We start from the raw sequence: 22,619 nt of genomic DNA on the forward strand, positions 1-22,619 counted from the left end.
CAGGTCTGCTCGGCCCTGCAGGCTTTTTCGCTTCGCTTCAAAAGCCTTGGGTCTGCCGCCTAGCGGCGGCCCTGCTTTCCATCCCTCAGCCGGGGCCCTCTTCTCTGCGCTTCCCCCTTATATCCTAGCCCCAAAAGTCTACCCCATTTATGCCCTACCTTATTTTTCTTTCCCTCTTATTGAGCAGCTCTTTTCTTTTGGCCCAATTGCAGCCTCTACCCGAGGCGGGCGGAGAATTGCTTCTTCAAGGAGATAGTATTTTTTATATCGCTCCCAAAGCCAGTTATCTCTATCAAGCGGGTCAATTTATTCCCCTAGACAAAGCCCCAAAAGCGCCCCAAAAGAAGCCTGCTCTGGCCTGGGGTGCCCAAGAGCGATACATTTTGGACCAAAGCCAAAACTTTCGAGCAGGCTATTGGGCCAAAGATTTGGACCAAAGCGAGGCCCTGCTCGAACAAAAGAAAGCCGAAAGCTGGCAGAGCTTTCGGCTTTTCCTTCCTCCTTATGAGGACGCTTACATTTATAGCCTAATAGAAAAAGAGGAGCAATTGTACCTCTGTCTCTATCTAGACGAACAACATTTTTTGCAACTTATTGCGGTAGAGCCGCAGCCTCCTTCTCTAAAATAGAGCGGTAAGTGCTGGTATCTACACAAAAAGGCATATTATCCTGCTTTAGGTACTTGTAGCCCGCCGTCATATCTGGATTTGGACCTGCTTTTTTTGCCTTAAAGTCTAGGGCTTCGGCACAGCCCTGTTCTAATCCGGCAATAAAATTGGCCACTAAGCGGGCTTGCTCTGCTCGGCCTTCCCAACCTAAGCCCACGGCTTCTACCATTCCCAAAACAAAGAGGTTATCATATTGAGGATGAAACATATTGAGGTAGAGCTTGGGCGCCCGTTCTTGCCAGTTGAGCTCCTTTTTATCAATAAAAGGATAATCTAGCTTATAGCCCGTAGCCAACATCAAGATATCGTACTCTTCCTTTTGGCCATCTTTAAAATGGACCGTCTGCCCCTCAAACTGCTTAATATCTCCACGGATGTTAATATCACCTTGACCAATATGCTGTAAAATTAGCGTATTCATTACTGGCCGAGACTCATATACCTTATGGTCGGGAGCAGGAAAACCAAAGTGCTGAAGGTCGCCAACCACCCACTTGAGGAGTTTTCCGCCAATCCATTGTTGTAAAGGACGAGGCAGGCGCCATTTTCCACCTAAGGTATCCGAGGGTTTACCCATAATGTATTTGGGCACAAAATAATAGCCTCTACGGACAGATACGTCTACTTTCGGCGAACGATGGGCCGCATCTACGGCAATATCGCAGCCGCTGTTTCCGGCACCAACAATAAGCACCCGCTTACCTTCAAAGATGGCCGCATTTTTATACTGCGAAGAATGCCAGATTTCTCCAGTAAACTCCCCTTTAAACTTAGGGTAATTGGGCTGGGCCAACATGCCATTGGCAATAATGAGCCCCTTGTATAGATGGGTGGAACTTTGGCCATTTTGCTCTACCGTAATCTCCCACTGCTCTCCTTTTCTTTCGGTCTTGATCACCTTGGTCTGAAAAGAATAGTGAGGATAAAGATCAAACTCTTGGGCATAAGCCTGAAAATAGCTATACATCTCTCGATGAGAGGGATAGTCGGGCCAATGATCTGGCATAGGGAAGTCCTTGAATTCCGTTTTCTTTTTAGAAGAAATCAGGTGAGCTGACTCGTAGACAATGCTATTGGGGTTATTGATATTCCATAATCCGCCAACATCGACACCTAGCTCAAAGCCATCAAAAGGAATTCCTTGTTCCTTGAGTGCTTTGGCCGCAGAAATCCCCGAAGGGCCGGCACCAATAATAGCATATTTTTTTTCTGTTTGGAGGAGGGATTTGGGGCCGTGAACATTATTCTTGCGATTGGGCACAAATATATAGTTTTGGTGAAAGCGTAACATGCTAAGCATCTCGCTATAATAGACTTTCTGCCAATAGATAACGGTTTTCAAAAAAAAATGAAAATTTCTACCGTTAAAAAAATCTAATGAATTCGGGAAATCGTACTAAATAGATTTTTTCTAAAAATATTGCTCTAAAGGGTAACAAAACCTTAAGAATTGTCATCTATACAATAAGTCTTAGGTAAATGTTTATCTAGGACCTCTTATCTCACCTAAAGCTTAATTTAATGTCTAGATTATTATTTTTACCCCTACTCTTGTTCTTCTTCTACCAACCGGCAGAAGCTCAACTAATGAACCGCCTTAAGAAAAAGGCAAAGGCCGGTGTTGCAGGTGTAAAGGCCCAGCCCAAAGCGCCAGAAGACGTCAAAAAACTTTCTGTAGAAGAGCGTCGCGCACTTTATGCAAAAAATGAAAACTACCAAGTTGTGGTTGGTAACCTTCGCTTTCCCGCCAAAGATGGCCGAGCAGAATCAGAGGTAGCAGGTGCGGCCTTTGCCGCCAAAATGCCCAATGCCAACTCTATTGATTTGGCCGCGCCCCTAGAGCAAGAAGACCTCATCAAGTTTGTGAGTTTTCCAGAAACTAAAGATTGGGTAGCTGCTGGCGAGCAGTTTTACTCTATTGTAGAAATGAGCTGCTTTATTTATGACCAAGAGGCTCAAAAAAGCTATAATCCTGGCCAATATCAAAAAGCGGGAAGAATGCTACAAATGGCTGATGGTAGCTGGATTGTTTATGTGGTCCAAATGCAATCGCCCAGAGAGTTTGGCCCGGTAGAAATGGTGGCCGCTGGCGCAAAAACCGAAGCTAAAGCCCAAGAATTGTTCAAGGCCCAAAGCTCTATTGATAAGGCCGAAGCCGTAGAAGCTAAAATTAGAGCTTATATGGCTGCCGAAGAAGCCAAAAAACTAGAAGCCCGCCGCCAAGCAGCGGCCAAAGTGCAGGTTCCTAAAAAAGGTGCTATGGATAAAAATAGCGATCTCCGTGCTTTGTCTAAAAAATACTTGACTGAGCTTTGCGAAAAAGACGGGACGCCCCTACTCTATTTTCACCTAGAGTCTAATGACTGGACCCCCTACATGAACCAACTCACCTCTAAGCCTTTTTACCGTTGGTGTAAGGGTGCTTTTGTTCAGAAGAATAAAGACGGAAGTTGCATGCTTCATGGCTTTACGCTCAAGCAGCGTTATGTGGGTGGAAAATACCATACAGAGATTGAGTTTGGTGGAGTTATCCAGGGCCAGGTGCCTTATGGTAGCTACATCAGCTGCGATAATATTCCGAAATAATCATTTTTTGGTTTGATGTAAAAGGGGAGCTTAGGCTCCCTTTTTTTTGGCCCATTTTTACGTCTAGAGGAGCGAAGCGACTGGCCCAGCGCTGCGGAGTGGGTGGCGCAAAGCGCCAGACCAAAGCCGCCGCAGGCGGCTGCAGGGCCGAACAGACCTGTGAGCCCCGCAGCATAGCGGCGGCCCAGCGAAGCTGGCCGCGGGCCCCAAAGCATAAAAAAATAACCAACCCTAATGCTAGAGTTGGTTATTCTTATGTCTAGAGAAATAGAAAATTTATCTTAAAGACCAAAAGCCTTTTTGATATCTTCTACGCGGTCCAAACGCTCCCAAGTGAAGGTTTCCACTTTGCGTTTTTCCCAGCCCTGAGGCGTCAATACTTCTACCTCTTTCATTTCTGAAGGGCGGCCCATGTGACCATAAGCAGCGGTTTCAGAATAGATAGGATTGCGTAGGCCGAGGTTGCGAATTACGGCAGAAGGGCGAAGATCGAACAAAGTAGAAAGCGTTTTAGCAATTTCCCCGTCGTTCATATCTACTTTGGCCGTGCCATAAGTGTCTACAAAAAGACCTACGGGCTCGGCTACACCAATGGCGTAAGCTACCTGAACGAGTGCTTGATCAGCAACGCCAGCGGCCACCAAGTTTTTGGCGATATGGCGAGTGGCGTAGGCGGCAGAACGGTCTACTTTAGAAGGATCTTTACCAGAGAAAGCGCCACCACCATGGGCTCCTTTTCCACCATAAGTATCTACAATGATTTTGCGGCCAGTCAAACCAGCATCGCCATGAGGGCCACCAATCACGAACTTACCCGTGGGGTTGACATGATAGATGATCTTGTCATCAAAAAGGGCTTGGATGCGCTCGGGCAAGCTTGCTTTTACGCGGGGCACCAAAGTTTCGATCACATCCTTTTGGATCTGATTGCGCATGGCTTTCTCCTCTGCAAAATCGTCATGTTGTGTAGACAAAACGATGGTGTTGATGCGGATCGGCTGATTGTCGTCATTGTACTCAATGGTTACCTGAGACTTGGCATCGGGGCGGAGGTAAGTCATTTCTTTACCCGCCTTGCGAATGTCTGCCAACTCTCTCAACAAACGGTGAGAAAGGTCTAGGGCCAAAGGCATGTAGTTGTCGGTTTCGTTGGTGGCAAAACCAAACATCATTCCTTGGTCACCAGCGCCTTGTTCCTCTTCTTCACGTCCTACATCTACGCCCTGCGCGATATCGGCAGATTGTTCGTGGATAGCAGACATGATTCCGCAAGAGTTGTAATCAAATTGATATTCCGCTTTGGTATAACCAATTTTATGCAAAGTTTTGCGAATCGCTTTTTGGATATCTACATAAGCTTCTGAGCGAACTTCACCGCCCACAACCACCAAACCTGTGGTCACAAAGCTTTCACAGGCTACCTTAGAACTAGGATCATTGGCCAAAAAAGCATCTAGGATAGCATCTGAGATTTGGTCGGCTACTTTATCGGGATGCCCCTCAGAGACCGACTCTGATGTGAACAAATATGGCATTGTTTCTCGCTAATTTAAAGTTGTTCAAAAAATATGCAAAGGGCCAAATTTGTCTTTTGGGCGGCCTTCGCTTCATAAATGCAGCAAAGATATAAATTTCTGCAAAGGAAGTTAAGCCCACCCCTATTTTGCTAGAAAAAAAGCGGAGAAACAAGCGCCAAGCGATCAGAAATCAAAGGCCCGAGCAAAACAAGCCTCGGCCCAGTTTACTTCTTCCTGCTCAAAATGAATAAATTCTTTTTTTAAGGCTCTTTTTGATAAACGCCCCTGATTCTGTTTTAAAAATTGATGCAATAAACTTATTTCAGCATCTGAGAGCTCCATTTTTTCTAGCAGCCCTCTTTTAAAGCAATCATAAGCTGCCAAGTAAGCCAATTCTTTGGGAAGCAATTCGGCCTTAATTTGCGCCAAACAACTACAAAAAAACTGAGCTTGCCGACTAACATCAAAGTAGCGATAGTAGTCTGCCGTCTCATTGCTAATCTGGACATTATGATCTGCCGATTCCCTCCATTCTATAAAAGGTAAAACTGCAGCAGAATAGCTGCTGAGCACCTGATGATATCCTTTTAAATCATTAAGTATAGCTGCTGATATAGGCCAAACAGAAGTCTGTACGCCCCTAGCCCCCAATATATGATGAAAAAGATAACGATGTAAACGCCCATTTCCATCAACAAAAGGATGAATAAAGACAAAGGCAAAAGCCATTTCTGCAGCCAATAAAACCAAGGGAAACTCTTTCTCTTCTAAATATTCATAACTAGCCAAATAACAAGCTAATAAATTCTCTAGATCCGAAGCTTTTGCAGAAATATGCTCTGGCATGGGCTGCCCTGTTGCCCAATCATGCTCTCCTATAAATCCCTCTTGCTGACGTATACCTAATGCCCGCTTTTGCTTGCCCGCCAAAACAACAGTTTGCAACTCTTCTAATAAAGAAATCGACAAGGGCTGCTGCCCCGCCTGCCCCAACAAGCGAGCCCAAGCCCAAGCCTGATTTGCCCTAGGCCGCTCTCCTTCTATAGAAAAGGAAGCCCTAGAGTCTTTTAAGACTAAATAGGCGCTCGCTCGCTCCAAATCTGCGGAATTAAAATTATTTGTCCAGCTAGAAAAACCCTCTGCTATACAGTCATCTAGTTCTTGGCTCCGAAATATTAAAGGGCAAAAACCTGGCAATCCTGGCAAATTATTCAAAATTCTATGCCGTGCAGAACGCTCTGGCCGAACCCCATACTGCAAACGCTCATCCAACAATAAGCAATAGTTTCCCCGTTTCAAATCATCTAAAGGCAAATGCTGGCCCATCAACCATTCATACAAAAACCAAATCTTTCGACTGTATTTCCCCCCTGGCGCCAAAGCCAAAAATGCTAACAGCTCTTTTTCTGCTATAGTCTCAAACAGCTTTTTGAAAAAAAGCAAGTTGATGCCTTCATATTTTAAAGCAAATACCAATTGCGACCATAAATCATCTTCTGGCTGATAACGAACAGAAAAAACTCGCCAAGCTTCCGTTTCATATTGTCGATGCTTCAAACTAATTAAAGCCAATTTCTCAGGATAAGGAACGGCTAATCCTAAAGCATTAATGATAGCCCCATAGCCCACTAAATAGCCCTCTTCAGCAGCCGCACGCCCCCGAAAAACAGTTATCCTTAATGAATATTGCATACAAAACAGCTTAGTTTATGAAAATTGCATACAATTTAAGGCTTAAGTTGTAAAAATACTATCATTAGTTTCTTTTTTTGGGGCTGCCCCGGCCAAAGGCCAGGTCGGGCTGTGTCGTGGCTCGCAGGTCTGCTCGGCCCTGCGGCGCAAAGCGCCTTGGTCTGCGGCTGCGCCGCCCCACTTTCCATCCCTCAGCCGATGCAGGCCAAGGCCTGCATAAAAGCGGCAGGCTATCGCCTATTTTATATAAAGCGGGCCACGGCCCGCTTTGGGTTGGACCAATTTGGCCCAGGCAGCCCGAGGGATTCCGCAAGGAATCCCGCAGAGGGGTGGGTGGGCGGGTCATCAGCAAGGATGACGAGCGAAGCGAGGAATACCGCTTTGGGCCAACCAAAAGCAAAAAAGACTGTTTAAGAAAAAAAACGCCATGAAAAAAGTAGAAAAAACCGAGGCCCAATGGAAGGCCCAACTTCAGCCAGAAGAATACCGCATTTTGCGGCAAGCAGGCACCGAACGCCCCTTTACAGGAGCCTATTACCAAGAAGAACGGCCCGGCCAATATAGCTGCAAAGCCTGCAATTGGCCCCTTTTTAATGCCCAACAAAAATATCATTCGGGCTGTGGCTGGCCCAGCTTCTGGACCGAATTAGGCAGCGCCAATATCATCCAACGGCCAGATTATAGCCATGGCATGCAGCGCATCGAGCTGCTTTGCCCCCAATGCGAATCGCATTTGGGCCATATCTTTAATGATGGGCCAGCCCCTACGGGAGTTCGCTATTGTATCAATTCGGCTAGCCTAAACTTTAGCCCCAAAGAATAAGGTCCAAAGAGGCGGCGAAGCCGCCGAAGAGGCGCGCAGCGCCTCGGCTGAGGGGCTGTAGCAGGGCCGCCGAAGGCGGCAGACCAAAGCGCTGAAAGCGCTGCAGGGCCGAGCAGACCTGCGAGCTGCGCAATGGCCCGACCCGCCCAAAGGGCGGGGCAGCCCCAAATCATCCTAGAACTTAATTTCTGTCAAAATCTCCCATTCATTGGGCCTAGGGGCGGTATGCACCAGCTGCAGGCGGTCAAAATCTAAGGGAATAGCTTGGTCTTTGTTTTCCTCATTAAAGATGGGCAGGGCCCCATATAAAAAGCTGAGTTGGGGCACAAAAGGATGCAGCTGCAGATGTTCAAAACGCGCTTCGGCCTCTGTTCTGAGCTGCTCTATCTTGCCCCCCCCTTGTTTATTGAGAAAAAGGCAGCGATAATAGGCCTCTAGCTCGCCACAGGGATGAAAATCTAGGGAAATAGGCATCAGCTTCTCTGCCCAATCCGCTAATTTTGGAGTGAGCTGCTCGGCTGGCTCTAACAAGCCAGACAAAAGCGTTAGGTGAGGGCAAAAACGCGGCGAATCATCTAAGCTCGATAGGCCCTTAATGTGTTGGGCCAGCTGCCGATAAGCCTGATGATTGGGGATTAACCAAAGAGAAAGCATAGCAAATTGTGATTAGGAAAAGGAAGATACAAACTTATTAGGGAAAATTGCCCCCCTCTTCGGTCCTTAAAGAGTTTTGTTTAAATTTGCGGGCAATTTCATCTGCTCAAATACAGCGATTTATATGCTCAACATCATTTTATTTAGTAGTGAGGCCCAAGACATTCGTTTGCGCCCATTTAGTTATAGCCGCCCCATTGGAGCCTTTCGTTTGGGGATAGACAGCTTGGCGGAAAAATGGCAGGCCTTGCTTGGCGGAAAAGTCTCGCATTTTACGGCCCCTTATTTGGCCCAAAAATATCCCTGCCAATTTGAAGAGGAAAACCTCTTGCTCCGCGCTACAGTGCTGCCTAGCCCCGCCCTCCTTACCGCCATCGAGCAGCTGCAGCTGGGCGAAAGCCTAGCCGATGCCCAAGGGCAATCTATTGCTTTGAAGACTAGCTGTTTAGCTGCCCAACAATATTTAGCGGGCCAATTAATCGAGCCGCCCATTCAGCAAAGCTATCAAGGCGAATTAGTCGAGTTAAAAGGGCCTTGGGACCTCTTTCGGCTCAATGATGATCAGCTTCGGCAAGACTTTGAGCGCATGAAGGGGCAGGGCAAAAAGCTTTCGGCGAGCAACCGTTTGATTGGGCCAGAGGATCAGCTGTATATTCATCCAACCGCCCGTGTAGAAGGTAGTATTTTGAATACCCAAACGGGGCCTATATATATTGGTCCCAAGGCTCAGGTTTTAGAGGGTTGTATGTTGCGTGGACCGATTGCGCTAAACGAGGGGGCGGTCCTAAAAATGGGCGCCAAGGTCTATGGGGCAACCACTTTGGGCCCTTATGCTAAAATGGGCGGAGAGATCAGCAATGTCAATGTCTTTGGCTATTCGAACAAAGGACATGACGGATTTTTGGGCAATGCCGTTTTGGGCGAATGGTGCAACCTAGGTGCAGATACCAATAGCTCGAACCTCAAAAATAACTATGGCAAAGTCAAAGTATGGAACTACGCCCAAGAACAATTTGAGCAAAGCGACCTACAATTTTGTGGGCTACTGATGGGCGACCATAGCAAAACGGGCATCAATAGTATGCTCAATACGGCCACTACCGTAGGCTTTTCGGCCAACCTCTACGGCGCCGACTTCCCGGAGAAGTTTATTCCTTCTTTTGCTTGGGGCAGCAAAAACAACTGGCAAAGCTACAGCCTCGATAAAGCCATGCAAACCGCAGAGCGAATGATGCAACGCCGCAATATTCCCTTTGATGAAAAAGAAAGCCAACTTTTTGAACAGCTTTTCCTACGGACCAAAAACTATCGAAAATGGGAGTAGCTGTCACAAAGAAGCCCAACTTTTTCAAAAAAATAGCGAGCTATTTTTATAGCTTCCTTTTAGAGCAGGCAGACAGCCCCATTAGCGGCCCCCTAGAACTGCACTACCGCCAAGGGCGCTATATGCTGAGCACGGCAAATGCTATCTACTCCTACCAAGACCTCTACCACAACTTTCGGCTAGCTTTTGACTATCTGCAACCCGAAAAAAAAGGCATTCAGTCGGTCCTTATTTTAGGCTTTGCTATGGGCAGCGTTTGCCAGCTTCTAGAAAATAGAGGACTAAAAGCCAACTACTTAGGGGTAGAAATTGATCCCGTCATCATTAACTGGAGTGAACGCTATATTTTAAGCGAATTAGCGGCTAATATTTGCATCCAACAAGCCGATGCGGCCAAGTTTTTGCAAAAAAACACAGACGAGTTTGAGCTGATACTCATTGATCTATTTGTAGATAATCAGGTCCCTGAAACCTTCAGAACCATAGACTTTCTAGAGAACATTCAGGAACATTTGGCCCCTAATGGACGTATAATATACAACAGTATGTCTGATCAAAAGGGACATACAGCATTTTTGGAACAATTTCGGCAAGTCTTTCCAAAAATGTACAGTCTAGAAATAGGAAAGAACCAACTTCTCTTTAATTTTGCATAATAAGCTGTCACAAATATTAGGTATTTCACCTAAGTGCAGATTAAAAAATCATTAGGGTGAACGAGGCCCTTGGCAAATAGACTTTTATTCCTTATTTTTAGTTAAATTAAAATAAAATTCTGAGTAGCCCAGTAGTTAGCTAACAAGAGATAGCTACAAAAAGCCGTCTTTTGCAATTTATTTCTCAAAACTCTTAATTTACACGATATTCATTGGCTCGACAGCCCCCAAAACACTCCAACTCAAGATAGAACCAAAGACAAAAAATCGACACACTTAATATTTTAGGGAATATGAAAGCACTGTACAATCAATCATTCTTTAGTTTGCTGCTCCTTTGCAGCTTGCTGTTTTTAGGGAGCAGCTCTACGCTAGAGGCCAACGACAAGTTTTTCGATTACCTGCCCAAGTACCGTAAATTCAATTCCAATTATCAGATTGATAAGATTGAATACCGAGAAAAACGCACGGTAATTTACTTCCGCTTTGTGGTGGAAGAAGATAATAATGTAGCCTTTTATAGCGGCTCTCACCCCAATGCTTGGTACCTGCGCACCCCTCCTCGTATGCGAGGCATTGAGGTCCAATTTAAATTGATGGAAATCACAGACATCCGTGTCAATAATGAGGTAAAAGTAGATATCCTCAAAGATATCCCAGAAATTGAATACGAAATGAAGAGAGGTGATGTAGTCACCTGTGAAATGCACTTTGCTCGTATCCCTCACTATATCCGTATGCTCGACCTTATTGAAGGAACCGATGGAGATATGGATAACGACCGCTTCAATTGTTTTGATATTCTCATCAAAACAGCTCAAAGCCCTCTGCTCGGAAAAGAAAGCGAGGCCCAAAAGAATACCCAACGCTTTGAGTCTACCTTTACTTACCTACAACCCAAAACCGCTAGCCAACCCCTAGCCGCCCAAGAAGATAACCCCAAAGAAGCTAATAATACACATATGGCCGAGCCAATCGACTATCGCCCTCAAGCCATGACCGACCTAGCCGATATCCGCTGCAATAAACGGGTGATTCTTCCCTCTATCTCCTTTAAGGAAGATGCCGTGAACTTTAACGGAAGAGTTCGGGCGATGCAGGATATCAAAACACTCCGCCAATATCTAGAAAATTATCCCTCAGCAATGATTCGCCTACACGGACATACCGATATTTTTGGCGATGATATCCGAAATCTCCAGCTTTCTAGAGAACGGGCCATGGCCGTTAAACTAGAATTGGTCAAAATGGGCATCGACCGCGATCGTATCGAGATTCTATTCTACGGCGGAAGACAAGCCCTACAAGGCCTAGAAGAAGGCGGCGTAGAAAATAGAAGGGTGGAAGCAGAAGCCATCTGTACCGACCAATAAACTATACTATACCGCTATTTAAAGCAGCTATTCCTTTTCAGGAATAGCTGCTTTTTTCATTTAGGGTTTTCCCTAGTTTTGCAAATCCTAGGGTTTCCCCTAACAAAAGAGCCTAGTCTAGGGCATATATTTGTATCAGAAGCAAAATAGCCCTATCCCCTTAAATCTTTTGTTATGCGATTAGCTATAGAAAAAGTTAGTAGTCTGTTTTTTTACCTTATCAATGATTACCTCTATCAAGCCCTCCCCCCTATTCGGCTCTATACCAAAGTATACCTGATCGATAATCAATCTGATTACCATCTGACGATTGTGGGGCGAAAAGGCGGACAGAAAAAACATGAATTTATTTCCCTTGGCCCTAACGGACAATTAAATCTAGAAGACAGCCAACGATATTGTAAAACTAGCCTCGGCCAGTCTGTATCTGTCTTTATCAATGGCTGTTATACGAGCAAACGCATCAAATATATCAACGGACAAGCCACCCTAGTCATCACCAATTCAGATTACTCATCCTTTTAATCGTTCATTATGCAAATTAAAGAAGAGATCCAAGCCTGGAACGAGATCCGAAATAGCCAAAAAGGCTTTCAGTTCTTGCAAGCCGGTAGCGGACTCACCCTCTCCAAAGAGGAGTTCCAACAATGGAATAGCAGCTCAGATTATGTTCACCTCTACCTAGCCAATCAAAATGATTCGCTCTGCTTCTATCTTATTGATGACTATCATGATAATGCCCAAGCGTATATCCTGGACCAGACCATTTTCAAAAAGCAGTTTATTCATCCCACAATAAACGCCAAACAACAGCCTCCTCTAGCAAAACAAACAAACAACCTCTTTATCCAATTTCTTCAAGAGCTCAATAACCGACTACAAGCAGCTAGCAATAACACGCTCGACCAACAAAAGCAAAGCCTAGAAGAAGGCTGCAAAAAGATCTTGGACCAAATCAAGACGCCCCTAGCCCTCAGCCAATTTCAACAAGCTATACAAAACCAAATAGATGCAGTCATCCCCAGCTTCCGCTGGCTGATGTTCTCCCCACAATGGTTCGAGGAACTAGCCCAGGCCGAAAAAGTGGTGCAGGCCTTCAAAATCCCTTTCCAAGATTTTAAATTCCTCTTCAAAGAGCACAATAGCCAAGAGGCCCTCCTGTTTTTTGGCCTGAAAGATACCCCCAATGAAGATTTTTCTACCACTATTGATGTCTTTCTAACCCAATACGACCCCAATAAGAAAAGTAGCGAGGAGATTAGCTTTGTCCTTGCCAATCGCACAGCAGATATTAGCACGCCTTGCCCTCCTTACCATAGCTACGATCTCCCCCTTCTTCATTAGATACAGCCCCAATAACTATTTTTTATGCTTTTTGCTCTGCCCCCAGCCCTAGGCCGCTCGAAAAAGGCTAATAAACTTTAGCCACCCTAGGACTAGACAAAAAGCATATTTTAAGTACATTAGCCCCAATCAAATTGGGGCTTTTTACTTATGATGGAATGGATAAATTTATTAGGCCGATTGATTGCCGTCTCCGCTATCGTCATCCTAACGCTGGGCGGGCTGCTTTCAATCACTACAAAACAATACGCAGAGAAAAACTGGACCCTCACTTACCTGCTTTTCTTGCTCGCCACTGAAGGCCTTGCCAGTTATATTGGCTTTTATCGCCAAGAGAGCGTCTTCTTTATGTTTATCCTCTCTTTTTTCTTGCATTTCTCTTTTCTCAATCTCTACTATAACCACTTTCTCTTTCAACACCCGCCCTGGAAAACCCTGCTCACCGCCAGCCTCGGCCTGATCCCCTTTCTCCTCTTTGCCTTGCCCGAACCCTACTACCATTTATTCCGATACTATGACCGACTGCCCTTCTCTTTCTCCATTATGCTCGCTAGCCTGCTCTATTTCTACCAATTGGTCAGCGGAAAAAGAAACTACGAAAAGCCTACAACCTTCCTCAACGCCAGTATTCTCCTCTTTTTTAGCCTCGATGCCTTCCTGGCCCTCGCTACGGAGTACCTGATTCACGAAAACCTGATTTTAGTCTCTGGCTTTTGGACCATCAGAGCCATCTGCCTCCAATTATTCTATAGCGCTTTAATTTATCACGGATGGGCCCGCAGCAAAATGCCTCTACAATTCTAATCCTCCTCGCTCTAGGAACCCTTATCCTAGGGACCCTCCTCGGCCTGCTCTTTTTCTTCCTCCGTATCCACCTCAAAAGAATTAAAGCCGCAGAAGAAGAAAAACACCGCCTCGAAATTAACCACCAAAAAGCCCTGGCCTCGGCTACTGTAGAGATCCAAGAAAGAGAACGCGCCCGCATCGCAGAAGAGTTACATGACGATCTTATCGCCCAACTCTACCGAATTAAGCTCTCTAACTTTAATCCACAAATCAACCAGATGCTCAAAATGAGTATCCAAAAGGCCCGCGGCCTCTCTCACGATCTTAGCCCCCCTATGATTGATCAGGTGAATATGGAAACCATTCTCCTCGATTTTATCGAGCCCTTCCGACAAAAATACCAAATTCAATCTAACCTCAATGATGGCAATAATAAAGAGTTGCCCAAAGAGGCTAAGCTCCAACTTTTCCGCATTTTCCAAGAACTCATTACCAATATCGATAAACATGCAGCCACTAAGCATATAGATATTTATTACCGCTATCGCCATAACTATTTGGCCCTCCTCCTCCGCGATGATGGCCGAGGCTTTAAGGCCGAACAACAAAATGGCCTAGGCCTAAAGAATATTGCTATGCGCTGCCAAATCCTAAACGGTCAATTTAAGTTTAAACCCAATTCTCCAAACGGAACTACCTTTACTTTCCTACATTATGAGCCAAATAACTAAGATTAAGATCGCTATTACCGACGACGACTCTCTGGTGGTCCAACTACTCACCGAATATCTAGAGAAGTTCTCTCCCCTGCCCTGCCAAGTGGTCCTCCAAGCCTATAGTGGCCAAGAGTTTATAGAAAAGACAAAGCTCCCCAGCTTCCAAGAGGTCGATATTATCCTGCTCGATATGCGAATGAAGGAGGGCGACGGCCTTTGGGTACTCAATGAATTGAGTAAACAGCCTTTTTCGGCCAAGATTATTGTGCTCACTTCTTACTATAAAACGGCCTACATTGGCCAGATGATGAGCCTTGGAGCCCATGCCTTTTTACCCAAAGAGATTGATAAGGAACAGTTGGTCGAGATTATCCAAGAGGTCCAGCAAAAAGGCCACTACTTTAGCCCCGAACAGATGCAGTCGCTCCGCTCGCAAATTACAGCAAAATCGCCTAAGTTGCAGCTCGACCCCAATACCCAGATCAGTCGCCGAGAGCTAGAGGTGCTCCAACTGATTGCCCAGCAATATACCAATAAGGAGATTGCCCAAAAACTCTGCCTGACGGTTAAGACCATTGAGGCCCACAAAAGTAATTTGCTTTCTAAAACGGGCTCCAAGAATGCCGTGGGCCTAGTGGTTTATGCCATAGAGCAGGGCCTGATTAAGGCCAGTGATTGTATCCGCCTCAACTAATTTTTTTTGGTCTTTTTGACCTTTGTTTTTTCTTTTTTCCTTTTGGGGCCCGCGGCCCAGGCAGGCCTAGGGCCTGCCTGGGCCGCCGCTATGCTGCGCGGCTCGCTTTTCGCTCGGCCCATCGCTTTTTCGCTTTGCTCAAAAGCTCGGTCTGGCCTGCGGCCACCGCTGCGCAGCGCTGGGCCGCTCGGCCTTTTAGCTTAGCCAGTTCTTTCTGCTGCGGCCGCCTTGGCCCCTCCTTTTAAATGGTATTCGTCGCTGCGCTCCTCATCCGTCTATATGTCCCCGCCCACCCACCCCTCTACGGGATTCCCTAAGGAATCCCTCGGGATGGCTGGACCAACTCCTGCACCTCCTCGCCCACTAAATAGGCGGCTTCGCCGCCTCTGGCCCAAAGGGCCAGAACGGCCTAGTGATGCGGCGGGGTGGCCCTTTGGGCCAGACCCAGGCGGCAAAGCCGCCGCAGGGCCGAGCAGACCTGCGAGCCCCAAAGCGTAACGGCGCAAGGCGAAGCCGCAGCGCAGGCCCCAACTCCTCCCCTCAGAAAAATAGCGGAAAGAAAAAACAAAACCTCTAACCACTAGCGCCCAAGATAAGCTGCCAGCGCCTCCAATAAAGCCGAAATATCCCCCAAATCCATATCCGCCCGCAAGCAAATGCGCAGACGTTCCTCGCCCCTAGGCACCGTAGGGTATCGAATGGGACGCAAATCAAAACCCTCTCCCTCCAAATACTCCGAAAGGGCCAAAACTGCTCTATTCCCTGGCCAAAAAATAGCCTGAATTGGGCCTTCATTGGCCGTCAAAATAGCCGAAAGGGCCAGTTTTTCCCTCAAGGCCAAATAATGGGCTAAGCGCTGCCCTAGTTCGGCCCGCAGCCGCTCCCCCTCCCGCTCCAAATAGCGATAAACCAAGCGCAAATGCCCAATTTGGGGCAAAGACATAGCCGTACTGTAGATCAAAGGACGAGCAAAGTTGATGAGATACTGCCGTAAGGTCGAACTGCCCAAAATCACGGCCCCATGGCTGCCCACCGCCTTGCCAAAAGTATGCAGACGGGCAAAAATGCGCTGGCTCAGGCCTAATTCCTGAACCAAACCGCCCCCATTTGGACCAAAACAGGCCGTCGCATGCGCCTCATCAACTAAAAGAGCCGCCCCATAACGCTCCGCCAAATCGGCCAAGGCCCGCAAAGGCGCCTGATCGCCATCCATGGAATAAAGCGACTCTACCCAAATGTAGCGCAAGCCCTTGGGCGCAAGTGCCAACTGCCCCTCCAAGTCCTGCAAATCATTGTGCGCAAAAGCAAAAGCCTGCCCCTTGGCTAGTTTTAAAGCATCATGCAAACTCGCATGGGCCAAGGCATCATAATATAAGGTATCGCCCCGCTGCAAAAGGGCCGAAACCAAACCCAAATTGCCCAGATAACCCGTGTTGAACAACAAAGCCGCCTCAGCATCATGAAATTGGGCCAACTGCTGCTCCAACTCCAACATCGCAGGATGATGGCCCGAAAGCAAACGAGAACCCGTGGCCCCCATTTGCTCATACTTTTCTTGCCCCAACTGCAAAAGGAGCTCCCGATTCCTAGCCAAACCCAAATAATCATTAGAGCTAAAGCTAATGAGCTCTGGCCGATAGCGCAAACTGCGCTGCATCCCCCGCTTAGCATAGGCCGCAAGACGTTCTTGCAGCCGTTTTTCATGATTCATCGCTTACTCAATTCTGGCTACCGTATTGACCGCATCCAAGTTCTTAATCGACATAATAATCTGCTTGAGCTGGTCCTTATTTTGCACCATCAAACTAATCCGCCCCTCAAAATGCCCCTCTAGGCCCTCCATAGAAAACGAACGCATATTCACGCCCAACTTATTAGTAATAATGTTCGACAACTGCTGCACGACCCCCATATCATCCATGCCCGTAATCAAGAGATCGGCCACAAAAGAAGTTTCGCTAGACTCTACCCATTCTGCCTTTTTAATCCGATAGCCATAGGTGGCCTGCATATGCTCGGCATTGGGGCAGGTGGTCCGATGAATTTTTAAGCTATGCTTAGAAGTCACATAAGCAAAAATATCATCGCCCATAACAGGATTGCAGCAAGTGGCCAAAGAGTAGGTATAACTGCTGGCATCTTCGCCATCTACCATCAATTTGGGCTTCTTAAACTGCTTTCGACTAGCCAAGGGACGTAATCTTGGGCCCTTGGGCTTTTCCATCTGTGCAATTTCCTCCTTAGGCGTATCGGCCAACTCTGGAAACAGCTTGCCCTGCTCTTGCCGCAACAGCTTAATCTCATTTAAGTTATACTGCCCCTGATAAATGCCATAATAAAGGGCTGGGCGATTCTCTAGGCCATAGTATTTGACCAGCACATCTATGTTCTCATCGGCATCTAGCTTGAGTGTTTTCAGTTTGCGCTCTAAAGTTTCTTTGCCCAAGGCCCCCAACTTCATGCGCTCCTCTCTAAGCGCCTGACGGATCTTATGCCTGGCCCGTCCAGTCTCCACCATCTTTAGCCAGCCCTCTGTGGGCTTTTGGTTGGGGCTAGTCACTACCCTCAATTGATCGCCATTTCGTAGGCGATAGCTAAGGGGAACAATCTTTTCGGCCACCTTGACCGCCTTACAATGATAGCCCACTTCCGAGTGAATATCAAAGGCAAAATCTAGGGCCGTGGCTCCTTTAGGGAAAAAGCGAAGGTCTCCCTTGGGCGTAAATACATAAACCTCCTCAGAAAAAAGGTTAGACTTAAAGCTATTTAGAAACTCAATGGCATTGGTTTCTGGATTCTCTAGCATTTCTCGGGCTTTGGTCAGCCAGCGCTCAAAGGTACTGCTTTGGCTGGATTTAACGCCCTTGTATTTCCAATGTGCCGCAAAACCCATTTCGGCAATCTCATCCATCCGCTCAGAACGAATTTGCACCTCGACAAAGCGGCCCTTTGGTCCCATAACCGTTGTGTGCAAAGATTCATAGCCATTGGTCTTTGGCATAGATACCCAATCTTTTAGGCGTTCGGGCACGGGGGTATAATAATCGGTAATGATAGAATAAACATTCCAACAGGCGGCCTTTTCTCTTTCAATGGGTAAGTCTAAAACAATCCGAATAGCAAAGAAATCATATATCTCCTCAAAGGCCAGTTGTTTCTTCTTGAGCTTGTTGTTAATAGAAAAAATGGATTTGGCCCGGCCAAAAATGCGAGCTTTATAGCCTGCAGCTTCTACGGCCTTACGAACAGGAGCAATAAAATCCTCTATATAAGCCTCTCGCTCGTCCTTAGTTTCTTGTAATTTCTTGACAATATCTTGGTACTCTGCAGGCTCAATGATTTTCATGACCAAGTCTTCCATTTCCGTCTTTATGGAGTAGAAACCCAGACGGTGGGCCAAAGGCGCATAGATATAAGAAGTTTCTGAAGCAATCTTTAGCTGCTTATGATGAGGCATAGAGCCTAGGGTCCGCATATTATGTAGGCGGTCCGCCATCTTAATTAGGACCACCCGCACATCCTTGGCAATAGTTAAGAGGATCTTTTTGAAGTTTTCGGCCTGTGGGCTACTCATCTTATCGCCCTGTACATTATTGGCATTGGCAATGCCCGAAAATTTGGTCAAGCCATCTACAATAGAACTTACCTTTTGGCCAAACAATAAGCGAATTTGAGCCAAACTAACCTCCGTGTCTTCTACCACATCATGCATAAGCGCCGCTTTAATAGAACGAGGCGCCAAGCCCAACTCATCGGCACAAATACGAGCCACCTCTATGGGATGCAGAATATAAGGCTCTCCCGACTTTCGTCTTTGGCCCGCATGCGCCCGAAAAGCTAAGGTAAACGCTAGACGCATTTCTCTTTCTTCCTCCGGGGGGTAGTCCATCCGCAGGCTGCCTAGCAAATGCTCAAAGGCCGCATAAACTTCTTTTTCTTCAGCAGCATTAAGGTCCGTGGTTGGATCTGGCAAATTTAAAGGCGCCAGCTTTTCTTCTATATAGTCTACCATAGTATTATTCTTTTTGTACAGGGCCCTACTTATCCAAAAATTTGATACTTGGCCACCGCTTGCTCTTTTGCTTTCCCCCTCCAATAGAAAATCTTCCCATATCAGAAAGGAATGCCCCTGCCCTAACCTATAAGCTAAGCAGAGCACAACAACAAAAAAGAAATTTAGAGAGAAGCCCTTGCTTTTCCAAACTTTTTTAAGCTATTGTCTGCATCACTATATATTATATGTGTAAAAGAAACACAAAACGCTGCTTTTTTGCCCCTAAGTCAATAGATGAATAAAGCAGGAAGCTTTTCTTATCAGCTAAGCAGCAACCCTTAGACTAAAAACAAGGCGCCAGAGGCATCTGGATCGTTACATTTGACTCTGGCGTGGCGCCGGAGCCATCTGGATCGTTACATTTGACTCCGGGGATTCCCCAGAGGCATCTGGATCGTTACATTTGACTCCAGGGATTCCCCAGAGGCGTCTGGATCATTACATTTAGCTCCGGGGATCCCCCAGAGGCATCTGGATCGTTACATTTGACTCCGGGGATCCCCCAGAGGCATCTGGATCGTTACATTTGACTCCGGGGATTCCCCCTAGCTGTCTGGATCGTTACATTTAAGCGGGGGGATTCCCCACAGCCGTCTGAATCCTTAGATCATCATCTACAGTCTTCACTTCAGTAACGACCATAAAAACAGCCTTAAATTTTCTACGTAAACAACAAAAGTTAAAAAAGTTGTGTTTTTTTCTGCAAAAGACTTGACCTTATAAAATCGTTTACCTATATTTATAACGTTATCTTATTTACAAACTAATAAACACAGTGAAATGGTAGAAACTACTGGATGGATCAAGACGGAAAATTTCGTCTATACGACCACCAAAGAAAACAAAAAGAAGATGTACCTTTTAGCGAAGGATCATGTTCACAAATTGACAGAAAAAGCCAGCAGCGATCCTGTCATTCAAGACATCTTGAACTTTATCCTCCCTGCCTATGAGGACTTTCTTCTTCAGTATCGTAAGAATACGGTAGAGAAAAGAGATTATCATCAGAAGACAGCAGCATTTGAAGATCTAATTGCCCAATTGTCTGGCGTTGAAATTCGCCGCTGGGACGTTGAAATTCAGATGACCTATGATATTACTACCAATGACTACCGTCTATTTCTTCCCTACGGACGAGAGCCCTTCCAAAAAGGGACCTATGATATGCGCATTGAGGCAGTTATGACCTTGGGAGATTTGTTGAGCGCCGATCCGCAGCTTCAGGGCTTGGGGGCTCGTGTACTTGCCTTTGGCCAGCAGCTAGATGATCTTCGTGGCCAGCAGCAGGGAGTAGAAGGCAATAACGATGACAATGTAGATGATTTGGAAGCCAAGCGTGAAGAGCTTGCTATTGTACTTTATGGTGCTTTTGCTCGCCTATTGGCCCATTATTATCGTACGCCCAAGCGGGTAGATAACTTTTATGAGCTCAAGTATTTCCGCCGTAGCCGAAATAGCAGCCAAGAGCAAGAAGAAGAAAACGACAACTTTAGCAACTTTGAAGTGGCCCTGAGTCCTGGCAGCAGCCAGCAGCAACTAGAGGGTCTACTTATTGGTGGCGAGCGTTTGCGTTTGCAGCATATTAGCGGAGAGCCCGTCTTGTACTACTTCTTGGTTAATTCTAGCGATAGCCCAGGCCAACAGTATGAGTTGCAGCCCAACCAAAGCGTCGAATTGATTGTCCCGCTTGGCCATCGCCTTATTATGCTAGAGAATCCTAGCCGCCAAGACAGCCTTGTCGAGATTGAGCTACTGCCTAGCTAGGCCTAGCAACAGAAAAGCCATCCAAGACTATGGATGGCTTTTTCTTTGTTTTGGTCCTTGGCCCTAGAGCTAGCCCAAAAAGAAAGCGGCCTAGGAGAGATGCTCCTAGGCCGCTACTTATTGTGGTCCTATTGCTTTAATCTAGCTTTAATTCAAAAGGCAAGCGCATTTGTGGTCCTTGCATACTTCGCAAGTCTTTGACCTGCTTCATCCAAATCAAAAGCTCGGGATCTAGATCTTGAAGCAATTGATTTTTCTGCCATTCGGTGGGCGAGAAATCAACTTTTTTGCCCCCGGTCAAGCTTTCCATCAGCTCTTCTTCAAAGTTTTTGATCTTGGGGTAATGCACGGCATCATAGCTTTCGCCCAAATTGGCCAAGGCGGCAGCCTCTGTAATAGCGGCATCTAGGCCCGCAAGGCTATCGACCAATCCAACTTCTAGAGCGGCAGTGCCCAGCCATACACGGCCCTGAGCAATGCTATCTACATGGGCGCGCTTGAGGCCACGGCCCTCACTCACTCGGTTTTTGAACAAGTCATAAATCTCCTCAATAGATTGGGTAATGATGGCCCCCTCCTCTTCATTGAAGGCGTAATATTGGCCCATATCCCGACTCATGATCGAGAACTTGCCCGTTTTTACGGTATCCATGCTCAAGCCCAATTTCTCTTCATAGAGGCCGCGCATATTGGGAATCATACCGAATACCCCAATTGAACCCGTAATGGTATTGCTTTCGGCAAAGATTTTATCCGAGTTAGAGGCAATATAATAGCCGCCCGAAGCTGCCACATCTCCCATAGAGGTCACGACCTTAATGCCCTGTTCTTTGGCCAACTCAATTTCTCTCCAGATGACCTCAGAGGCAAAGGCAGAGCCCCCACCAGAATTTACTCGCAAAACAATGGCTTTCACCTTATCATCTTCACGGATTTTGCGGATAGTGCGGGCATAGAACTCGCCCCCAATACTCCCGCGATCGCCTTCGCCATCAACGATGCTTCCTTCTGCAAAGATTACGGCTACTTTATCGGAGCCCGCAGAGCGTTCCCGCAAGGCCTTTTTCTTCACATCATAGTAGCCAGAAAGACCCACAAACTTCAGTTTGGCCTCTTTGTCATCCTGAATCCCCACTAACTCACGCAACTCCTTAATAACTTCATCCTTATACTTCAGGGCATCTACCATACCGTATTCTAGGGCAGCATTGGCATTGCGAATCTTAGCCTGATTGGCCAATTGAAATAGACTATCGGCAGAGATGCCACGGCTCTCGCCAATGACCTCCAAATACTGCATATAGGCCCCATTGAGGTACTCCCGCACTTGTTTGCGGTTCGCCTCGCTCATATCCGTTCTGCGGAAAGGCTCGGTAGCGCTCTTAAATTTCCCTGCATAATAGATCTGTGCTTTCACGCCCAGCTTATCCATTAGGCCCTTATAGTACATAATTTGTCCCCCAAAGCCCATGAAATCGATGCCGCCCATAGGATGCAGATACAACTTATCTGAGGCAGAAGCCAGGTAGTAAGTAGACTGCGAATAGCTATTGGCATAGCCCAAGACAAACTTACCAGAGGCCTGAAAATCGGCTAGGGCTTCACGGACCTTTTTCATGCTAGCAAAACCACCGGGGCTGCTCTTGGGAGAAAGGTAAATCCCCTTGATATTGGGGTCCTCCTTAGCCATGGCAATCAACTCCAAAAGGTCGGCTAGGCCTACATTCTCGGCAAAGAGGCTTTCTAGGTCGGTGGACCCACTTTTGTCCAAATTATTACTCAATTCTGGAACAGCAGCCCCAAAATCTAGCTTCAAGATGCTGTTTTCCTCTACCTCAGGATCTCCTGGTTGGTTGAGCAGCACAATAGTCAATACAATAGCCCCCAAACCAAAAAGACCGACAATGGTCCCGAAGCAGGAAGCAAAAAACTCACGGATAAAATTCTTCATAGGTGATTGATTTATTA

The 22,619-nt window shown here is 46.5% G+C and carries 19 protein-coding genes; 12 read left to right on the top strand and 7 right to left on the bottom strand.

Annotation, left to right across the window (positions count from 1 at the left end; all coding sequences use genetic code 11):
• Window positions 1-149 precede the first annotated feature (149 nt).
• A complete protein-coding gene (locus SAPGRDRAFT_RS04360) occupies window positions 150-629 on the top strand; it encodes a hypothetical protein (protein ID WP_002657507.1) in 480 nt (159 codons plus the stop codon).
• On the opposite strand, the gene SAPGRDRAFT_RS04365 is transcribed toward SAPGRDRAFT_RS04360, so the two are convergent.
• The gene (locus SAPGRDRAFT_RS04365) at window positions 592-1,968 is read right to left on the bottom strand and encodes a flavin-containing monooxygenase (RefSeq protein WP_002657508.1); all 1,377 of its coding nucleotides are present in this window, start codon (window positions 1,966-1,968) and stop codon (window positions 592-594) included. The two genes, SAPGRDRAFT_RS04360 and SAPGRDRAFT_RS04365, sit on opposite strands and share 38 nt — an antisense overlap.
• A 221-nt stretch (window positions 1,969-2,189) precedes the next feature.
• Here SAPGRDRAFT_RS04365 and SAPGRDRAFT_RS04370 point away from each other — a divergent pair, with 221 nt between their 5' ends.
• Window positions 2,190-3,254 carry a hypothetical protein gene (locus tag SAPGRDRAFT_RS04370; protein WP_002657510.1) on the top strand — a complete coding sequence of 355 codons (1,065 nt, stop codon included), beginning with the start codon at window positions 2,190-2,192 and terminating at the stop codon, window positions 3,252-3,254.
• A 281-nt stretch (window positions 3,255-3,535) separates the two neighbouring features.
• Here SAPGRDRAFT_RS04370 and metK read toward each other — a convergent pair whose 3' ends face one another.
• Window positions 3,536-4,789 (bottom strand): methionine adenosyltransferase, encoded by a 1,254-nt coding sequence (metK, locus tag SAPGRDRAFT_RS04380; protein WP_002657511.1) that lies wholly within the window; start codon window positions 4,787-4,789, stop codon window positions 3,536-3,538.
• Between the two features lie 165 nt (window positions 4,790-4,954).
• Window positions 4,955-6,463 carry a Fic family protein gene (locus SAPGRDRAFT_RS04385; RefSeq protein WP_002657512.1) on the bottom strand — a complete coding sequence of 503 codons (1,509 nt, stop codon included), beginning with the start codon at window positions 6,461-6,463 and terminating at the stop codon, window positions 4,955-4,957.
• A gap of 427 nt (window positions 6,464-6,890) precedes the next feature.
• Between SAPGRDRAFT_RS04385 and msrB the strand changes: the two genes are divergently transcribed.
• Entirely contained in the window at window positions 6,891-7,286 is a 396-nt protein-coding gene (msrB, locus tag SAPGRDRAFT_RS04395; RefSeq protein ID WP_002657515.1) for a peptide-methionine (R)-S-oxide reductase MsrB, read from the top strand.
• Window positions 7,287-7,460: 174 nt separating this feature from the next.
• Here msrB and SAPGRDRAFT_RS04400 read toward each other — a convergent pair whose 3' ends face one another.
• The gene (locus tag SAPGRDRAFT_RS04400; RefSeq protein ID WP_002657517.1) at window positions 7,461-7,940 is read right to left on the bottom strand and encodes a 2'-5' RNA ligase family protein; all 480 of its coding nucleotides are present in this window, start codon (window positions 7,938-7,940) and stop codon (window positions 7,461-7,463) included.
• Window positions 7,941-8,064: 124 nt separating this feature from the next.
• On the opposite strand from SAPGRDRAFT_RS04400, the gene SAPGRDRAFT_RS04405 reads away from it, so the two are divergent.
• From SAPGRDRAFT_RS04405 to SAPGRDRAFT_RS04440, 8 genes are all read left to right on the top strand, one after another.
• Window positions 8,065-9,264, top strand: coding sequence for a putative sugar nucleotidyl transferase (locus SAPGRDRAFT_RS04405; protein ID WP_002657519.1), 1,200 nt, complete (start codon window positions 8,065-8,067; stop codon window positions 9,262-9,264).
• Window positions 9,255-9,920, top strand: coding sequence for a spermidine synthase (locus tag SAPGRDRAFT_RS04410; protein WP_002657520.1), 666 nt, complete (start codon window positions 9,255-9,257; stop codon window positions 9,918-9,920). Before SAPGRDRAFT_RS04405 ends, SAPGRDRAFT_RS04410 begins: the two co-directional genes overlap by 10 nt.
• A gap of 293 nt (window positions 9,921-10,213) precedes the next feature.
• Window positions 10,214-11,293, top strand: a complete 1,080-nt coding sequence (locus tag SAPGRDRAFT_RS04415) for an OmpA family protein (RefSeq protein WP_002657523.1) — start codon at window positions 10,214-10,216, stop codon at window positions 11,291-11,293.
• Window positions 11,294-11,467: 174 nt separating this feature from the next.
• On the top strand, window positions 11,468-11,818 hold the full coding sequence (locus SAPGRDRAFT_RS04420) for a hypothetical protein (RefSeq protein WP_002657525.1): 351 nt from the start codon (window positions 11,468-11,470) through the stop codon (window positions 11,816-11,818).
• Window positions 11,819-11,827: 9 nt separating this feature from the next.
• Window positions 11,828-12,637: a hypothetical protein gene (locus tag SAPGRDRAFT_RS04425; RefSeq protein ID WP_002657527.1), complete on the top strand. Its 810-nt coding sequence runs from the start codon at window positions 11,828-11,830 to the stop codon at window positions 12,635-12,637.
• Window positions 12,638-12,787: 150 nt separating this feature from the next.
• A complete protein-coding gene (locus tag SAPGRDRAFT_RS04430) occupies window positions 12,788-13,441 on the top strand; it encodes a hypothetical protein (protein WP_002657530.1) in 654 nt (217 codons plus the stop codon).
• On the top strand, window positions 13,408-14,154 hold the full coding sequence (locus tag SAPGRDRAFT_RS04435; RefSeq protein WP_002657531.1) for a sensor histidine kinase: 747 nt from the start codon (window positions 13,408-13,410) through the stop codon (window positions 14,152-14,154). Before SAPGRDRAFT_RS04430 ends, SAPGRDRAFT_RS04435 begins: the two co-directional genes overlap by 34 nt.
• Entirely contained in the window at window positions 14,138-14,833 is a 696-nt protein-coding gene (locus SAPGRDRAFT_RS04440) for a response regulator transcription factor (protein ID WP_002657533.1), read from the top strand. Before SAPGRDRAFT_RS04435 ends, SAPGRDRAFT_RS04440 begins: the two co-directional genes overlap by 17 nt.
• A gap of 580 nt (window positions 14,834-15,413) precedes the next feature.
• Here SAPGRDRAFT_RS04440 and SAPGRDRAFT_RS04450 read toward each other — a convergent pair.
• Window positions 15,414-16,544 carry an aminotransferase class I/II-fold pyridoxal phosphate-dependent enzyme gene (locus tag SAPGRDRAFT_RS04450; protein ID WP_002657534.1) on the bottom strand — a complete coding sequence of 377 codons (1,131 nt, stop codon included), beginning with the start codon at window positions 16,542-16,544 and terminating at the stop codon, window positions 15,414-15,416.
• Between the two features lie 3 nt (window positions 16,545-16,547).
• Window positions 16,548-18,845: a RelA/SpoT family protein gene (locus SAPGRDRAFT_RS04455; RefSeq protein ID WP_002657536.1), complete on the bottom strand. Its 2,298-nt coding sequence runs from the start codon at window positions 18,843-18,845 to the stop codon at window positions 16,548-16,550.
• 822 nt (window positions 18,846-19,667) lie between these two features.
• Between SAPGRDRAFT_RS04455 and SAPGRDRAFT_RS04460 the strand changes: the two genes are divergently transcribed.
• Window positions 19,668-20,651, top strand: coding sequence for a hypothetical protein (locus SAPGRDRAFT_RS04460; RefSeq protein ID WP_002657538.1), 984 nt, complete (start codon window positions 19,668-19,670; stop codon window positions 20,649-20,651).
• 136 nt (window positions 20,652-20,787) lie between these two features.
• Here SAPGRDRAFT_RS04460 and sppA read toward each other — a convergent pair whose 3' ends face one another.
• Window positions 20,788-22,602, bottom strand: coding sequence for a signal peptide peptidase SppA (sppA, locus tag SAPGRDRAFT_RS04465; RefSeq protein ID WP_002657540.1), 1,815 nt, complete (start codon window positions 22,600-22,602; stop codon window positions 20,788-20,790).
• Window positions 22,603-22,619: the final 17 nt, after the last annotated feature.

The organism is Saprospira grandis DSM 2844, assembly GCF_000275825.1.
GTDB classification, from domain to species: Bacteria; Bacteroidota; Bacteroidia; order Chitinophagales; family Saprospiraceae; genus Saprospira; species Saprospira grandis_A.

What these genes read in the sequence shown, in the direction of transcription:
- SAPGRDRAFT_RS04360 (WP_002657507.1), top strand. Translation starts at nt 150, where the DNA reads ATGCCCTACCTTATTTTTCTTTCCCTCTTATTGAGCAGCTCTTTTCTT.
- SAPGRDRAFT_RS04365 (WP_002657508.1), bottom strand. Translation starts at nt 1,968, where the DNA reads ATGCTTAGCATGTTACGCTTTCACCAAAACTATATATTTGTGCCCAAT.
- SAPGRDRAFT_RS04370 (WP_002657510.1), top strand. Translation starts at nt 2,190, where the DNA reads ATGTCTAGATTATTATTTTTACCCCTACTCTTGTTCTTCTTCTACCAA.
- metK (WP_002657511.1), bottom strand. Translation starts at nt 4,789, where the DNA reads ATGCCATATTTGTTCACATCAGAGTCGGTCTCTGAGGGGCATCCCGAT.
- SAPGRDRAFT_RS04385 (WP_002657512.1), bottom strand. Translation starts at nt 6,463, where the DNA reads ATGCAATATTCATTAAGGATAACTGTTTTTCGGGGGCGTGCGGCTGCT.
- msrB (WP_002657515.1), top strand. Translation starts at nt 6,891, where the DNA reads ATGAAAAAAGTAGAAAAAACCGAGGCCCAATGGAAGGCCCAACTTCAG.
- SAPGRDRAFT_RS04400 (WP_002657517.1), bottom strand. Translation starts at nt 7,940, where the DNA reads ATGCTTTCTCTTTGGTTAATCCCCAATCATCAGGCTTATCGGCAGCTG.
- SAPGRDRAFT_RS04405 (WP_002657519.1), top strand. Translation starts at nt 8,065, where the DNA reads ATGCTCAACATCATTTTATTTAGTAGTGAGGCCCAAGACATTCGTTTG.
- SAPGRDRAFT_RS04410 (WP_002657520.1), top strand. Translation starts at nt 9,255, where the DNA reads ATGGGAGTAGCTGTCACAAAGAAGCCCAACTTTTTCAAAAAAATAGCG.
- SAPGRDRAFT_RS04415 (WP_002657523.1), top strand. Translation starts at nt 10,214, where the DNA reads ATGAAAGCACTGTACAATCAATCATTCTTTAGTTTGCTGCTCCTTTGC.
- SAPGRDRAFT_RS04420 (WP_002657525.1), top strand. Translation starts at nt 11,468, where the DNA reads ATGCGATTAGCTATAGAAAAAGTTAGTAGTCTGTTTTTTTACCTTATC.
- SAPGRDRAFT_RS04425 (WP_002657527.1), top strand. Translation starts at nt 11,828, where the DNA reads ATGCAAATTAAAGAAGAGATCCAAGCCTGGAACGAGATCCGAAATAGC.
- SAPGRDRAFT_RS04430 (WP_002657530.1), top strand. Translation starts at nt 12,788, where the DNA reads ATGATGGAATGGATAAATTTATTAGGCCGATTGATTGCCGTCTCCGCT.
- SAPGRDRAFT_RS04435 (WP_002657531.1), top strand. Translation starts at nt 13,408, where the DNA reads ATGGGCCCGCAGCAAAATGCCTCTACAATTCTAATCCTCCTCGCTCTA.
- SAPGRDRAFT_RS04440 (WP_002657533.1), top strand. Translation starts at nt 14,138, where the DNA reads ATGAGCCAAATAACTAAGATTAAGATCGCTATTACCGACGACGACTCT.
- SAPGRDRAFT_RS04450 (WP_002657534.1), bottom strand. Translation starts at nt 16,544, where the DNA reads ATGAATCATGAAAAACGGCTGCAAGAACGTCTTGCGGCCTATGCTAAG.
- SAPGRDRAFT_RS04455 (WP_002657536.1), bottom strand. Translation starts at nt 18,845, where the DNA reads ATGGTAGACTATATAGAAGAAAAGCTGGCGCCTTTAAATTTGCCAGAT.
- SAPGRDRAFT_RS04460 (WP_002657538.1), top strand. Translation starts at nt 19,668, where the DNA reads ATGGTAGAAACTACTGGATGGATCAAGACGGAAAATTTCGTCTATACG.
- sppA (WP_002657540.1), bottom strand. Translation starts at nt 22,602, where the DNA reads ATGAAGAATTTTATCCGTGAGTTTTTTGCTTCCTGCTTCGGGACCATT.